This window comes from Chloroflexota bacterium (assembly GCA_016887485.1).
GTDB lineage: Bacteria > Chloroflexota > Anaerolineae > Anaerolineales > Anaerolineaceae > Brevifilum.
Map to the genome: position 1 here is coordinate 1,600,210 of CP069394.1, position 13,811 is coordinate 1,614,020.

At 50.7% G+C, this 13,811-nt stretch carries 27 protein-coding genes; all 27 read right to left on the minus strand.

Going from position 1 to position 13,811, the window contains the following annotated elements:
* Nucleotides 1-3: 3 nt before the first annotated feature.
* Nucleotides 4-963: a DNA-directed RNA polymerase subunit alpha gene (locus JR338_07210; protein QRN84380.1), complete on the minus strand. Its 960-nt coding sequence runs from the start codon at nucleotides 961-963 to the stop codon at nucleotides 4-6.
* 59 nt (nucleotides 964-1,022) lie between these two features.
* Nucleotides 1,023-1,661, minus strand: a complete 639-nt coding sequence (rpsD, locus tag JR338_07215; GenBank protein ID QRN82232.1) for a 30S ribosomal protein S4 — start codon at nucleotides 1,659-1,661, stop codon at nucleotides 1,023-1,025.
* Nucleotides 1,662-1,682: 21 nt separating this feature from the next.
* Nucleotides 1,683-2,087 carry a 30S ribosomal protein S11 gene (rpsK, locus tag JR338_07220; protein ID QRN82233.1) on the minus strand — a complete coding sequence of 135 codons (405 nt, stop codon included), beginning with the start codon at nucleotides 2,085-2,087 and terminating at the stop codon, nucleotides 1,683-1,685.
* 107 nt (nucleotides 2,088-2,194) lie between these two features.
* On the minus strand, nucleotides 2,195-2,584 hold the full coding sequence (gene rpsM, locus JR338_07225; GenBank protein ID QRN82234.1) for a 30S ribosomal protein S13: 390 nt from the start codon (nucleotides 2,582-2,584) through the stop codon (nucleotides 2,195-2,197).
* 11 nt (nucleotides 2,585-2,595) lie between these two features.
* Nucleotides 2,596-2,709 (minus strand): 50S ribosomal protein L36, encoded by a 114-nt coding sequence (rpmJ, locus tag JR338_07230; protein QRN82235.1) that lies wholly within the window; start codon nucleotides 2,707-2,709, stop codon nucleotides 2,596-2,598.
* 86 nt (nucleotides 2,710-2,795) lie between these two features.
* Complete coding sequence (gene map / locus JR338_07235) at nucleotides 2,796-3,566, minus strand: type I methionyl aminopeptidase (GenBank protein QRN84381.1); 771 nt, start codon at nucleotides 3,564-3,566, stop codon at nucleotides 2,796-2,798.
* 4 nt (nucleotides 3,567-3,570) lie between these two features.
* The gene (locus JR338_07240) at nucleotides 3,571-4,215 is read right to left on the minus strand and encodes an adenylate kinase (protein QRN84382.1); all 645 of its coding nucleotides are present in this window, start codon (nucleotides 4,213-4,215) and stop codon (nucleotides 3,571-3,573) included.
* A 29-nt stretch (nucleotides 4,216-4,244) separates the two neighbouring features.
* Entirely contained in the window at nucleotides 4,245-5,579 is a 1,335-nt protein-coding gene (gene secY / locus JR338_07245; GenBank protein QRN82236.1) for a preprotein translocase subunit SecY, read from the minus strand.
* A 34-nt stretch (nucleotides 5,580-5,613) separates the two neighbouring features.
* Nucleotides 5,614-6,069 carry a 50S ribosomal protein L15 gene (gene rplO, locus JR338_07250; protein ID QRN82237.1) on the minus strand — a complete coding sequence of 152 codons (456 nt, stop codon included), beginning with the start codon at nucleotides 6,067-6,069 and terminating at the stop codon, nucleotides 5,614-5,616.
* 9 nt (nucleotides 6,070-6,078) lie between these two features.
* Nucleotides 6,079-6,273, minus strand: a complete 195-nt coding sequence (gene rpmD, locus JR338_07255; protein ID QRN82238.1) for a 50S ribosomal protein L30 — start codon at nucleotides 6,271-6,273, stop codon at nucleotides 6,079-6,081.
* Nucleotides 6,266-6,787, minus strand: coding sequence for a 30S ribosomal protein S5 (rpsE, locus tag JR338_07260; GenBank protein ID QRN82239.1), 522 nt, complete (start codon nucleotides 6,785-6,787; stop codon nucleotides 6,266-6,268). The genes rpmD and rpsE overlap by 8 nt, the downstream gene beginning before the upstream one ends.
* Nucleotides 6,788-6,800: 13 nt before the next feature.
* A complete protein-coding gene (locus JR338_07265) occupies nucleotides 6,801-7,166 on the minus strand; it encodes a 50S ribosomal protein L18 (protein QRN82240.1) in 366 nt (121 codons plus the stop codon).
* An 18-nt stretch (nucleotides 7,167-7,184) separates the two neighbouring features.
* Complete coding sequence (rplF, locus tag JR338_07270; GenBank protein QRN82241.1) at nucleotides 7,185-7,730, minus strand: 50S ribosomal protein L6; 546 nt, start codon at nucleotides 7,728-7,730, stop codon at nucleotides 7,185-7,187.
* A gap of 27 nt (nucleotides 7,731-7,757) precedes the next feature.
* Complete coding sequence (gene rpsH / locus JR338_07275) at nucleotides 7,758-8,171, minus strand: 30S ribosomal protein S8 (GenBank protein ID QRN82242.1); 414 nt, start codon at nucleotides 8,169-8,171, stop codon at nucleotides 7,758-7,760.
* A 19-nt stretch (nucleotides 8,172-8,190) separates the two neighbouring features.
* On the minus strand, nucleotides 8,191-8,373 hold the full coding sequence (locus JR338_07280) for a type Z 30S ribosomal protein S14 (GenBank protein ID QRN82243.1): 183 nt from the start codon (nucleotides 8,371-8,373) through the stop codon (nucleotides 8,191-8,193).
* 1 nt (nucleotide 8,374) lies between these two features.
* Nucleotides 8,375-8,917, minus strand: a complete 543-nt coding sequence (gene rplE, locus JR338_07285; GenBank protein QRN82244.1) for a 50S ribosomal protein L5 — start codon at nucleotides 8,915-8,917, stop codon at nucleotides 8,375-8,377.
* A gap of 19 nt (nucleotides 8,918-8,936) precedes the next feature.
* Nucleotides 8,937-9,263, minus strand: coding sequence for a 50S ribosomal protein L24 (gene rplX / locus JR338_07290; protein QRN82245.1), 327 nt, complete (start codon nucleotides 9,261-9,263; stop codon nucleotides 8,937-8,939).
* A gap of 22 nt (nucleotides 9,264-9,285) precedes the next feature.
* Nucleotides 9,286-9,657 carry a 50S ribosomal protein L14 gene (gene rplN, locus JR338_07295; protein ID QRN82246.1) on the minus strand — a complete coding sequence of 124 codons (372 nt, stop codon included), beginning with the start codon at nucleotides 9,655-9,657 and terminating at the stop codon, nucleotides 9,286-9,288.
* A gap of 3 nt (nucleotides 9,658-9,660) precedes the next feature.
* Complete coding sequence (gene rpsQ / locus JR338_07300) at nucleotides 9,661-9,942, minus strand: 30S ribosomal protein S17 (GenBank protein QRN82247.1); 282 nt, start codon at nucleotides 9,940-9,942, stop codon at nucleotides 9,661-9,663.
* Nucleotides 9,939-10,145, minus strand: a complete 207-nt coding sequence (rpmC, locus tag JR338_07305) for a 50S ribosomal protein L29 (GenBank protein ID QRN82248.1) — start codon at nucleotides 10,143-10,145, stop codon at nucleotides 9,939-9,941. The genes rpsQ and rpmC overlap by 4 nt, the downstream gene beginning before the upstream one ends.
* Nucleotides 10,146-10,147: 2 nt before the next feature.
* Nucleotides 10,148-10,570 (minus strand): 50S ribosomal protein L16, encoded by a 423-nt coding sequence (gene rplP, locus JR338_07310; protein ID QRN82249.1) that lies wholly within the window; start codon nucleotides 10,568-10,570, stop codon nucleotides 10,148-10,150.
* A 44-nt stretch (nucleotides 10,571-10,614) separates the two neighbouring features.
* Entirely contained in the window at nucleotides 10,615-11,292 is a 678-nt protein-coding gene (gene rpsC / locus JR338_07315; GenBank protein QRN82250.1) for a 30S ribosomal protein S3, read from the minus strand.
* Nucleotides 11,293-11,336: 44 nt separating this feature from the next.
* Nucleotides 11,337-11,678 carry a 50S ribosomal protein L22 gene (gene rplV / locus JR338_07320; protein ID QRN82251.1) on the minus strand — a complete coding sequence of 114 codons (342 nt, stop codon included), beginning with the start codon at nucleotides 11,676-11,678 and terminating at the stop codon, nucleotides 11,337-11,339.
* Nucleotides 11,679-11,705: 27 nt separating this feature from the next.
* Nucleotides 11,706-11,975: a 30S ribosomal protein S19 gene (rpsS, locus tag JR338_07325; GenBank protein QRN82252.1), complete on the minus strand. Its 270-nt coding sequence runs from the start codon at nucleotides 11,973-11,975 to the stop codon at nucleotides 11,706-11,708.
* Between the two features lie 32 nt (nucleotides 11,976-12,007).
* Nucleotides 12,008-12,853: a 50S ribosomal protein L2 gene (rplB, locus tag JR338_07330; protein QRN82253.1), complete on the minus strand. Its 846-nt coding sequence runs from the start codon at nucleotides 12,851-12,853 to the stop codon at nucleotides 12,008-12,010.
* Nucleotides 12,853-13,158, minus strand: coding sequence for a 50S ribosomal protein L23 (gene rplW, locus JR338_07335; protein ID QRN82254.1), 306 nt, complete (start codon nucleotides 13,156-13,158; stop codon nucleotides 12,853-12,855). Before rplW ends, rplB begins: the two co-directional genes overlap by 1 nt.
* Before the next feature lie 14 nt (nucleotides 13,159-13,172).
* Nucleotides 13,173-13,802, minus strand: coding sequence for a 50S ribosomal protein L4 (gene rplD / locus JR338_07340; GenBank protein ID QRN82255.1), 630 nt, complete (start codon nucleotides 13,800-13,802; stop codon nucleotides 13,173-13,175).
* Between the last annotated feature and the right edge of the window lie 9 nt (nucleotides 13,803-13,811).

The window sequence follows — 13,811 nt, forward strand, 5'->3', positions numbered from 1 at the left end:
ATATTAACTCTCCGTTATTTCTTCTTCCTCGTCCAGGAAGCCCTTTTCAGCCATCTTTTCCTTCAACTCGGTCAGACTCTTCTCACCGAAGTTGCGGATCGAAAGGATTGCTTCTTCGCCTTTATCCAGCAGTTCCAGGACATCACCCACAGTGGTGATCCCAGTGCGCTTGAGGGAATTGAAGACCCGGACAGTTAGGTCGAGGTTCTCAATCGGCATTTCAGCAGCCTCGCTGTTGATCGTTCCTACCGGTTCAGCTTGCTCAATCGGGACCGAGAGCATTTCTTCACTGATCCCAGCGATGAAGCGCAGGTGATCGATCAGGACCTTGGAGGAATCGCTCATGGACTGTTCGGGGGAAATAGTCCCATCGGTCCAGATTTCCAAAATCAATCGGTCATAATCCGTGCTCTGACCAACACGAGCTAAGCCAACGGTCCAATTGACCTTCTTGACAGGTGTGAAGATCGCATCCACCGGCAATTCGCCGATCGGAAGGCGGTCACTGCGTTCACTGGCTGGGGAATACCCACGGCCGCGTTCCACAGTCATGTCAATTTCAAGGCTGGCTTTCTTGCTATCCACGGTAAACAGGTACAGGTCAGGGTTCACGATTTCCACTTCGGGCGGACAAATAATGTCAGCCGCAGTAACGGTACCCTCACCGCTGACTTCCAGATGAATGTGCGCCATATCCACATCAAAGAGGATCATGCGCAGCTGCTTCAGCTGGAGGATCACCTGGATTACATCTTCCCGGACACCTTCAATATCACTGAACTCGTGCAGCACATCCGTTATATGAATGGATGTGATAGCAGCGCCTTCCAGCGAGGAAAGCAGGACACGGCGTAAGGCGTTACCTACTGTAGTGCCAAATCCGCGCTCCAGCGGGCTGATTGCAAATTTTCCATAATTTCGAGCTTCTGCAACCCGTTCGACTTTCGGTTTTACCATACTCATAGTTCCAGTCACGTCATACCCCTTACCAGTGCATCCTTTTGCACTACCATTGAACAGGTTTATCGTGAGTAGTACTCAACGATCAACTGTTCGTTCAGATTACCATCAATTTCAGCACGTTCGGGCAAACGTAAAACCCGGCCAGACAGGTTGTTTACATCCTGTTCAACCCAAGCGGGAGGTGTTCGTGTTTCATCACTCGCCTTGAGGGCCTTGAAGTATTCGTTCTGCTTGGATTGTGTCCGTACGGTGATGGTATCGCCGGCCTTAAGGATGGTAGAGGCAATATCGTTGCGGCGACCATTCAACAAGAAATGACTATGATTCACCAATTGGCGAGCCTGGCTGCGGCTTTCAGCGAAACCCAACCGATAAACGACATTGTCCAGGCGGGATTCGAGGATCTGAAGCAGGTTCAAACCTGTCAGACCTGTGCGTTTTTGAGCATCACCAAAATAGCGACGGAATTGGCGTTCGTAAACGCCGTAAATGCGCTTGGTTTTCTGCTTGGCACGGAGCTGCAGGGAATAGTCGGATTGACGATTGCTGCCGCGTCCACCATAACGTCCGTGTTCTCCTGGGGGATAGGCACGTTTTTCCATCGCGCATTTAGGGGTAAAGCATCGCTCACCCTTTAAGAATAATTTCTCACCTTCACGCCGGCAGAGTTTACACGCCGGACCAGTATATCTTGCCATTGAATTCCTCTCTTATCCTACTTAGACGCGGCGTCGCTTGGGCGGTCGGCAGCCATTATGCGGAACTGGCGTAATGTCCGAAATGGACTTAACCGTGATGCCCATACCTTGCACGGCGCGGATAGCAGACTCACGACCTGGGCCAGGGCCTTTCACAATAATATCAACTTCCTGGATCCCAAAGGATTGTGCAGTCTTCATCACTTGTTCAGTTGCCAAACGAGCAGCAAAGGGTGTGCTTTTCCGGGAGCCTTTGAAACCGGCTGATCCGGCGCTTCCCCAACAAACCGTGTTACCCTGTTGATCGGTAACGGTCACGATGGTATTGTTGAATGTAGCAAAAACATGCACCTGAGCTGAAGACATCTGGCGCTTGACTTTGCGCGAGCTTGTACCTCGCCGCGATCGTGTTGCTTTAGTTGCCATTGTACCTCACTAATTTATATCCTCACCCAATCGAAATGCTGTCTTGCCGCGGGGCAGAAAGGAAGGAGAACCCCAGACGGACATCTCGAACGGACGACTTTTTCCGATTATTTCTTACCAACACCCCGGCGGCGGCCGCGACCGGCAACCGTCTTCTTGGGACCCTTACGAGTCCGGGCGTTCGTTTTTGTGCGCTGCCCATGAACCGGCAGACCACGGCGATGACGCAGGCCGCGATATGTGCCAATTTCAATCAAGCGTTTGATGTTCATTTGCACCTGGCGGCGCAAATCGCCTTCTACCGAAAAGTTACCGGAAATGTATTCGCGCATTTTAGAAACATCAGCATCTGTCAGGTCCTTGACGCGAAGATCCGGATCCACACCGGTGGCTTCAATAATTTCATTTGCCCGTGTTGGGCCAATCCCGTAAATATACCTCAGACCAATCTCTACACGTTTATCACGTGGGAGGTCAACGCCTTCAATACGTGCCATAGTATAAATCCTTATCCTTGTCGCTGTTTATGCTTCGGGTTTTCACAAATCACATACAAACGACCCTGTCGTTTTACAATCTTACATTTAGCGCAGCGTTTCTTGATCGATGCTGATACTTTCACTTTCAAACTCCTTAATCATTTTGCTACGAATTTCAGCAAAGTAATGATTATACTTGCTGAGCTATTTTTCGTCTAGTCTAACTTTTCTACAACGCTGTCAGGACCAGCGGTCCATCGGCGGTAATAGCTACCGTATTTTCATAATGTGCCGTCAGTGAGCCATCGGCCGAAGCCACTGTCCACTCATCGTCTTTGACGATCGTTTCCGGCGTACCGACCAACACCATTGGCTCCAGGGCAATGGTCATGCCTTCCCGCAGTTTCATCCCACGGCCAGGTCGACCATAATTCGGCACCTGGGGACCTTCGTGCATTTTGCGGCCCACCCCATGACCGGTGTAGGTCTTGGTGATGTAAAAGCCTTGTTCTTCAACATAGGTCTGCACCGCATAGCCGATGTCACCAATTGTGTTGCCGGGGACCATGTTCGAAATGGCGATCTCCAAAGCCTTATCGGTCACTTCCATCAAATGTGTAGTGGACTTACTGACATGTCCCACAGCGATGGTTCGTGCCATATCACCAACGAAACCTTCATAAATGGTGCCGCAGTCAATGCTGACGATATCGCCTTCATTGAGCACCCGCTTACTCGGGATGCCATGCACCAATTCGTCATTGACACTGGTACAAATGCTCGTTGGGTAAGGATAAGGGCCTGGATAATGTTTGAAGGGCGAAGTCACACCGTACTTCTTTTGAACAGCTTCAAAAGCTTCGTTCAGTTCGCCCGTGGTCACACCAGGTTTCACCAAATCAATCGCAGCCGCCAGTGCTTCCGCATTGATCCGGCCTGCTTCACGCATGATCTTGACCTCATAAGGGGTCTTGATATTGATCGAACGTTCCCAGGAAATCACTTTATGCTTCCTTTACTGATTTCATAATTGCATCGAAAACATCATCGATGGGCTGGGTGCCGTCAATTTCCGCAAGCAGTCCTTTATCTCGGTAATAGTTTATTAAAGGTGCAGTTTGTTCGTTATAGACTTCGATACGATGACGCACTGTTGCTGGGCGATCATCTTCGCGCTGGTAAAGTTGCGAGCCATCAATATCGTCAATCCACTTCACTACCGGTGGATTGTATTTCTCGTGATAGACACGTCCTGAGGGGCTCATCCAACGCCCGCTCAATCTCTCAACCAGGACATCATCTGGAACCTTGATGAAGGGTACAACATTGACGTCACTGTTAGATTTTCCTAATAAGTTTTCGAGTGCTTCCGCCTGGGCAGGTGTCCGGGGGAAACCATCCAAAACCGCGCCCTTCTCACAATCCGGTCGGGCAAACCGTTCTTCAACCATTGCCACCGTTACGTCATCGGGGACAAGCTCCCCTTTGTTCATATATTGCTGTGCCAGTTGGCCCAACGGGGTTTCCTTCTTAAGGTTCTCCCGAAAGAGGTCCCCGGTGGAAACATGCACGAGGTTTAGCGCCTCAGCAAGTTTCTTGGCCTGGGTGCCTTTACCAGCTCCCGGAGGCCCCAGCATCACAATATACATCGGTGTCATCAATTGCCTCGATTACCTTCTCAGCTAATCAGACGGTCATCATACCCGTGCATCTTCAGGTCGGTTTCAATGATCTGGAAGGTGTCACGAACAACACCTACAACAATCAACAGTCCCGATGAAGAAACGAGGAAAATGTTCGTTGAAGAAAGATCCGAAGGCAAGAAAAGACCGAGGATGTACGGCAGAGCAGCAACCACACCTAGGAACAAAGCACCTGGGAAGGTGATCCGGCGCTGAACCTTGCTCAAATAACGTTGGGTCGCAGCACCCCGGGCAACGCCAGGGATCTGGGCGCCTTGCTTCTTGAGGTTATCACCGTAATTCTGCTGGGTGAAAAGCACATCGGTATAGAAGAAGGTGAAACCAACAACCATCAGGAAGAACAAGATCGGGTAAACTGCGCCTTCACCACTGAGAGTGTTGTTAATCCAGGCTGCGAATTTCTTTAACCACTCGGCATTGGCATTATTAAAGAAGCTGGCCAAAATGGTCGGGAAAGTCAACAGTGATTGCGCGAAGATGATCGGGATCATACCGGCCATGTTCACCATCAAGGGCACGCTGCTCTTGACAGGCATGGACATGCGGCTGCCCACTCGACGGCCAGGGAACATAACCGGAACGTACCGGCGGCCCTGCTGCACATGGACAACAGCGAAGATGGTCACAATCAGCAGTGCGATCACGATGAAGATCAGCCACCAATAGGTGCTGTTGCTTAGCAGTGCGACCATATGATCCGGGATCTTTGCGACAATACCGGAGAAAATGATCAGAGAAAGGCCCTGTCCCCGAATACCATATTCGGAGATCAATTCACCCAACCAGACACCGAACATCGTCCCTGCCATCATGGAAAGGATCGTTGCCAGTGTGGGGATCAGGCTTGCCCCTGTAAACCCAAAGCCTGTCATCACCGACGTTCCGAGCATTGCGGAGAAAATGTTGATCTGACCAATAGCTGATAAAGCAGCCATAGGAACAGTCAGAATGATAGTCCAGCGCTCCATCCAAGCCCGACCCTCACGGGGATCGTCCTGCATTTTGCGTTCGAGAGCAGGAATGATCGGAACGAGGAGCTGAAGGATAATCTGGGCGGTAATGTAGGGATAAACACCCATTGCCAGGATTGAGAAGGTGGAAACTGCCCCACCGGAGAGCATATCCAGCATGTTAATCAAACCACCGGCTGCCCCACCTGTTTGGGTCAGTTGTGCCACCAGGTTCTTATCAATGCCGGGAACTGGGATATTGGACGCCAGTCGGTAGATCACCAGTAAAAGCAGGGTGACCAACAACTTCCGACGAATGTCTTGCGATTTCCAAAGGTGGCGCCATGCGGACCGTTTCATTTGTCAGGCTCCTTTATCTATTCAAGGACAGTCATTAATCCTGGATCAATTCAACACTTCCGCCAGCGCTTTCAATCTTTTCCTTAGCGCTTTTGGAAATCTTGTTGGCTTTCACCTTCAGAGCAACAGAGACATCACCCCGACCGAGGATCTTCACAGGAAGACCTAATTTTTTAACCAGGCCCTTCTCGACCATCAGTTGAGGCGTAACTTCTGTACCTGCGGCAAAATCTGCCAAAGCTTCCAGGTTGACTTCTTCATATTCCACACGATTTCGGACAGTGAAACCTTCACCACGCATGAACGGCAGCTTCCGGAAGAACGGAAGATTGCCACCTTGGTGGTAAGAAGCCACGCCACCGCCTGATCGGGAGTTCTGGCCTTTCATACCACGACCAGCTGTCTTACCCTGTCCCGCTGCGGGGCCACGACCAACACGTTTGCGGTCCTTATGTGCGCCTTTATTTGGCTTTAGATCATGTAATTCCATAATGACACCTTATGCTTCATCCACAGTAACCAGATGGATAACTGAATTCACCATGCCGCGCACAGCGTCGTTATCAACTCGGGTGACTGTCTGATTGATCCTTTTCAGGCCCAATGCCTTCAACGTATCTTTCTGCCGTTGAGGATAGCCAATGGGGCTGCGGACTAATGTAATCGTTAATTGTGCTTGTTTTTTCTTAGCCATTGGTTTCGCGCTCCCAATATGGTTTCACCTGTTCAATGGGTTTTCCGCGATAGGCTGCCTGATCCTTGACCGATTTCAACTGGTCAAGCGCATCAAAGGTCGCCCTGACAACATTCAAAATGTTCTTGCTGCCCAATGACTTGGTGAGAATATCGTGGACACCAACTGCTTCCAACACGGCCCGAACGCCACCGCCAGCGATAACGCCGGTACCGGCAGCGGCCGGTCGAAGAAGAACCCTGGCGCCGCTCTGTTTCCCAATAACTTCATGGGAGATAGTGGTGCCGTTGAGGTTCACCTTGCGCATATCCTTGCGAGCACGTTCACTGGCTTTCCGAATAGCATCCGGAACAGCGTTGGCTTTACCAATACCCAGGCCAACACGCCCGTTATTGTCGCCAATCACCATGGTCACTCGGAAGGAAAAGCGGCGACCACCCTTCACAACTTTTGCCACACGCGCAATATCAATTACGCGCTCATCAAATTGGTTCTCGACTTGGTAGTCTGTCATAATCGCCTCTTTCCTAGAAATCCAGCCCGCCTTCACGGGCAGCATCGGCTAACGCCTTCACACGGCCGATATATTTATATCCGCCACGGTCAAAGACCACACTGTCGATTCCAGCATTCTTAGCGCGTTCGGCAATCGCCTCGCCAACTTTCGTAGCCTGTTCCAAATTGGTCAGACCCTTCATTGAAGCCGCCAATTCGGCGTCAATGCTCGAAGCCGAAGCCAAGGTATGTCCCTGGAAATCATCAATGATCTGAACGTAGATCTGGTTTGAACTGCGAAATACGTTCATGCGCGGCCGTTCGGGCGTGCCAAAAATCTTTTTTCTCACCCGCAGGTGTCGGCGTAAACGTGCCTGATTGCGTGATTTTTTAGCCATATTATTTCACCTTCACACTTATACTGTCTTGCCGGCCTTACCCGGTTTACGGCGCACATATTCACCCTGATAGCGAATACCTTTGCCCTTGTAAGGCTCTGGCGGTCGCAGTTTGCGAATATTTGCTGCAACTTGTCCGACCACCTGTTTATCATAGCCGGACACTTTGATTTGGCGGACTTTCATATCCACATCAAAGTCAATACCCTCGGGGGGTTCAACAACCACCGGATGTGAAAAGCCCACATTGACAATCAAATTCTTGCCATCCAACTCGGCGCGGTAGCCCACGCCTTCGATTTCAAGGATCCGTTCAAATCCATTGCTCACGCCGACCACCATGTTGTTGATCAAAGCCCGGGTTGTGCCGTGCAATGCACGGTGGGTGGGCTCATCGGATGGGCGATCAATGAAGATCACGCCATCTTCTTCTTTGATGGTGATATCAGGTGAAAAGGTCCATTCCAATTCACCTTTGGGGCCTTTAACATGGACGTAGGAGCCATCAATCTTGACTTCAACACCCGCTGGCACATCTATCGGTAAACGTCCTACTCGAGACACGTCTCGTACCTCCTATAGCGCCAGGCGCTACCAAACTTTACATAATATCTCGCCACCGACGCCCATCTTGCGAGCGCGCTGGCCAGTCATAACACCCTTGGGGGTGGACACAATGGCCACACCAATACCCGAAAGTACCCAGGGGATGTCTGTTTTCTGTGAATACACTCGGCGACCGGGACGACTGACACGTTCCAGGCCCGTGATCAACGGGCGGCGGTTCCGCCGTTCACCGATATATTTCAACCGAATGCGCAAAATCTTTTGATAAGGCTTACTGCCTTCAACCACTTCGTAGCTATCTACATAGCCTTCTTCTGTCAAAATCCGGGCTATTTCAGCCTTGATCTTGGAGCTGGGCATGCTTGCAACTGTACCATTGCTGATAGCAACATTGCGGATTCGAGTCAGCATATCGCCAATTGGATCTGAAATACTCATCGATAATACCTCCGCCGATCTACCACGACGACTTGGTCACGCCAGGAATTTTTCCCTGCAGTGCTAATTCCCGAAAACAAATACGGCACAAACCAAACTTGCGGATATAACCACGTGGGCGCCCACAGCGTCGGCAACGGTTAACGACCTGAGTGGGATATTTCCGCCGTTGTTCGCGATACTTCATACATTTACTAGCCATACTATCCTTTCCTGAACGGCATCTTGAATTTACTCAGCAGCGCACGTGCCTGATCATCATTTTCTGCTGTGGTCACAATTGTGATCTCCATACCCCGGATCGAATCGACTTCATCGTAATTGATCTCAGGGAAGATCAGCTGTTCATTCAGACCCAGTGTGTAGTTCCCACGGCCGTCAAATGAGTCAGCCGAAATACCGCGGAAATCGCGAACACGGGGCAGTGCCACGTTGATTAGACGATCAAGAAATGCCCACATCTTGTCACCGCGCAAGGTGACTTTTGTGCCAATTGCACGCCCTTCGCGCAATTTGAAGTTCGCAATTGATTTCTTTGCTTTCGTAACGACAGGTTTCTGGCCGACAATAGTGGTCAGGTCCTTGACCGCCTCGTCCAGTGCCTTGGGATTATCCAATGCTTCGCCAACGCCGATATTCACCACAACCTTCTGGATCTTCGGTATCTGCATCACATTTTCGAGGGATAATTCCTTGAAAAGGGCAGGTGCGATCTCTTTTGTGTATTGCTCTCGTAGTCTATTCATACTTACTCCCAATCGCGCCTTATTTGTCGATCGCACTACCGCTGCGTTTTGCGACACGCACCGGCTTGCCATCTTTTCGCTTGACTGAGACCCGAGTGGGTTTGTTGTCCTTCGGATCTACAATCTGCACGTTTGAAATACTAATCGGCGCTTCAAACTCAATCTTGCCAGCTGGGATGGTTTTCCCGCGGGACTGGGTCTGAGCCTGGTGCTTGATGCGAATATTGACGCCTTGCACCACGACACGGTCTTCAGAAGGCAGTACACGGATCACTTCACCAACAGTGCCCTTGCCCTTGCCACTGATCACCATAACCCGATCACCTTTTTTAATCTTGGTTTTCATATCTTTACTCCTATCTCACCGACTACAGCACTTCTGGGGCCAGTGAAACGATCTTCATGAAGCCTTTTTCACGAAGCTCACGGGCAACAGGACCAAAGATACGTGAACCACGGGGGTTGACACCATCGTTATCCAAAATCACAGCGGCGTTGTCATCAAAGCGGATGCAGGAGCCATCAGATCGGCGCCATTCCTTGGCTGCCCGAACGATAACGGCCTTGACAATCTCGCTCTTTTTCACAGTCGCCTGTGGAGTCGCAGATTTGACTGTACCCACAACGATGTCACCCACATAGCCATAGTGCCTTCTTGAACCACCATAGATATGGATCACCAGGAGTTCGCGAGCGCCGGTGTTATCGGCAACTTTTAATAGTGTTTCTTGTTGGATCATGACTCAGACTCCCAATTCTTCCACTAAGTCATCTTCAGACCGTTCTTCAACGCGTAGTACTTCCTCAATAACCCAGTGCTTTGTGCGGGAAATCGGCTTGCTTTCAACGATCCTGACTTTATCGCCAGGGTTCACGCCAATTTCGTCATGAGCTTTGTAGGTCTTTGCAGAGCGAACAACTTTGCGATAAAGCGGGTGGCGAAAAACGCGAACCACTTCCACAACAGCGGTCTTACTCATTTTATTGCTGATGACAGTCCCTACCAAACGACGTCGATCATTCATGCTTCACTCTCCTCAGCCATTTGTTTTTCTTTCAAAATGGTCTCCAGCCGGGCAATATCCCGACGGACATTCCGAACCTGGCTGGTATCAGTCAACTGACCGGTAATGGTTTGGAACCGCATGTTCATCAACGCATGCCGGGTTTCAGTGATTGCCTGTTCAATTTCGGTGACACTCATTTTACGAATATCTGATGCCTGCATGGTTACGCCTCTCCTGGGACATCACGTGAAACGATTTTGGTTTTCACGGACATCTTATATTTCGCGCGAAGGAGCGCCCGTTTTGCTGTTTCGGGATCAGTCCCGCCAACTTCAAACATGATGCGGCCAGGTTTGACCACGGCTACCCAATATTCCACTGGGCCTTTACCTTTACCCATACGGGTTTCAGCTGCGCGCTTTGTGTATGGCTTGTCCGGGAAAATCCGGATCCAGACCTTACCACGCCTTTTCATTTCGTGCACGATGGCACGCCGGGCGGCCTCGATCTGTCGAGCACTAACCCAACCCGGTTCCAAAGATTGCAAGCCAAATTCGCCAAAGGACACATCGGAGCCACGATAGGCTTTACCCCGCATGCGGCCACGCATTTGCTTGCGATACTTAACTCGTTTTGGCATTAACATATTGACTACCTCACTAACAGCCGGTCGCCTTGCCGGCGTCGTTGTTATTCGCTGACGTAAACGCCTTCAGTGGAGGTTGATTCTTCTTCCACCTGGGGCATGATCTCGCCTTTATAAATCCAAACCTTGATACCGATCTGACCATAGGTGGTCAATGCTTCGGTCTTGGCATAATCAATATCTGCACGCAAGGTCTGCAACGGCACCCGTCCTTCACGCAGCCAAACGCTGCGGGACATTTCAGCACCACCCAGACGACCAGACACCATCACCTTGACGCCTTCGGCGCCTTGGCGCATGCCCTGTTGAATGGCACGCTGCATAGCACGGCGATAGCTGATCCGGCGCGTCAACTGACCAGCAACGTTCTCAGCAACCAAATAAGCATCCAGGTCAGGGGATTTAATTTCCTTGACCTCGAGGTCAATCTTCTCGCCAGTCAAAGCTTCCAAGCTGCTGCGCAGTTTCTTCACGTTCTCACCGCTGCGGCCAATCAAAATGCCTGGCTTGGCAGTATGCACATAGATCTTGATTTTTCCGGGGAACCGTTCAATTTCAATCTGTGAGATACCAGCCCGGTCATTTGATTTCCGGATCAGATCACGGACCGCGAGGTCCTCATGTAATTGATCCTGATAATCCATACCTTCAGCGTACCAGCGGCCTAACCAAGGTTTGTTAATTTTCAGTCGAAATCCTGTAGGATGTACTTTACGACCCATATTTGCTCCTGGTTCCTTTCAATAATCTTTCTACAGATGCCCCGTTAATCCATCTCACGAAGGACGACGGTAACGTGGGACTTACGCCGCAACAGCGGTTTGAACCGGCCGCGAGCACCAAACCGGCGCCATTTACGGGTCGGGGCCTCATCAGCGAAGATCTGATGAACAAACAGGTCTTCACGAGCAACACCAAAGTTCTCTTCTGCGTTGGCAATTGCCGATTTAATCAATTTCTGAACGGGCAGAGCCGCCTTGTTCGGTGTGAACTGTAAAATGGTCACCGCTTCCAGGGCAGGCTTACCGCGAACCAGATCAACCACAAGACGTGCCTTCTGGGCAGACGTATCAAGATTGCTCAATTTCGCTCGAATATCAGTAGCCATTGTTATAACCTTTCTATCCCGATCCGATTAATCCCGACCAGAGATAACGTGGCCGCGGAAGAACCGAGTGGGCGCAAATTCACCCAGTCGATGGCCTACCATATTCTCAGTAATATAAATCGGCACATGGCGGCGTCCATCATGAACGGCAATGGTGTGTCCAACCATTTGGGGGAAGATAACACTTGCCCGACTCCAGGTGCGGATCACTTTCTTCTCACCCTTGTCATTCATGTTTTCAATCTTTTTCAATAATTTCGGGTCGATATACGGACCCTTTTTCAGCGATCGCGACATGATTTCGTCCTCTTTCTCGCTACAATATCCGATTACTTACGACGCCGCTTCGCTTGGGAGCGATGGCGAACGATGTATTTATCAGTACGTTTGTTATGCCGGGTCTTCTTGCCCAGAGTGGGTTTGCCCCAGGGGCTCTTCGGACCAGCCATACCAATCGGTGAACGACCTTCACCACCTCCATGCGGATGGTCTCGGGGGGTCATTGCGGAACCACGGACCGCAGGCCGCCAACCCATATGGCGTTTCCGGCCAGCTTTACCCAACTTGATGTTGGAGTGTTCCACATTGCCAACCTGACCAATGGAAGCACGGCACTCTTGCAGGACCAGGCGAACCTCACCCGAGGGGAGGCGCACATGGGCGTACTTACCTTCTTTAGCCAGCAATTGGGCGGAAGTCCCAGCGGAGCGAACCATCTGGCCGCCGTTACCGGGGTGCAGTTCCACATTGTGGATCGTGGTACCTACGGGAATACTCGCCATCGGGAGGCTGTTGCCAGGGCGAATTTCAGCTTCAGTGCTGGAAAGCACTTTGTCGCCGACCATCAAACCAACTGGGGCCACAATATAGGCCTTTACGCCGTCAGCATAGTGCAGCAGAGCCAGACGAGCCGTTCGGTTGGGGTCATATTCAATCGCCGCAACGGTGGCGGGAACATCAACTTTATCGCGTTTGAAGTCCACAATACGGATATACCGCTTGTGTCCGCCGCCTCTATGGCGAACGGTGACCCGGCCGTACATATTGCGGCCAGAGCTCTTCCTCAAGGGGATGATCAACGACTTTTCAGGTGTCGTTTTTGTGATCTCTTCAAACGTATAACTCGTTTTATGACGAGTACCGGGTGTCTTAGGTTTATATACTTTTACGGCCATTACTCCACCCCTTCAAATATCGGGATGCGCTCGCCTTCGGTCAGGGTCACGATCGCCTTTTTGTAAGCGCTGGAGCGGGTACGCATCCGGCGGCTCTGCAGGCTTCGTGATTGCTTAGCGGGCACGTTCATAACGTTGACGGTTTGCACTTTCACATCAAAAATCGTTTCAATCGCTTCTTTGATCTCAGTTTTTGAGGCTTTGGCATCCACCTCAAACACATACTGATTCAGCATCGAAGACTGATAATTCGATTTCTCAGTGATGATCGGGCGGCGGATGATGTCAAATACAGTTTTCTTCATGATTTCATTCCTACCTATCCGAGATAACTCGCGATGACATCCAAAGCAGCAACCGGCATCACAACTTTTTTGTAACCCAGGAGGTCACGAACGTTGAGATAGCTGGCGTTCAGGGTCTTGGCATCTTCAATATTGGCGCAAGTCCGCTTCACATCAGCATATTCCGGGGCATTTTCCGGGATCAGCACCAAAACGTTACCTTCCCCAGCCAGAGATTGCAGTGCTTCTGCCATGTTCCGAGTCTTAGCTTCATCCAACTTAAATTCATCCACCAGGACGATTTGGCCTTCAGAGGCTTTTACTGATAAGGCAGACCGAAGGGCCGCCCTACGCATCTTTTTAGGCATTGCCTTGTCATAAGAACGCGGCTTGGGGGTAAAGATCTTACCACCGCCAACCCATTGCGCAGCTCGAATAGAGCCTTGCCGGGCACGACCGGTTCCTTTTTGGCGCCAGGGTTTGCGGCCACCACCAGATACCTCACTGCGACCTTTGGTCGAGTGGGTGCCCAGGCGGCTATTGGCCATCTGCCTGACATAAGCCTGATGCATTAGATCAACTTTTACTGGGGCTTCGAAAATCGCTGCAGGCAACTCTGCCTTACTGACTTTCTTACCCTTCATGTTGAAGACATCAACTTCCATGATTACTCA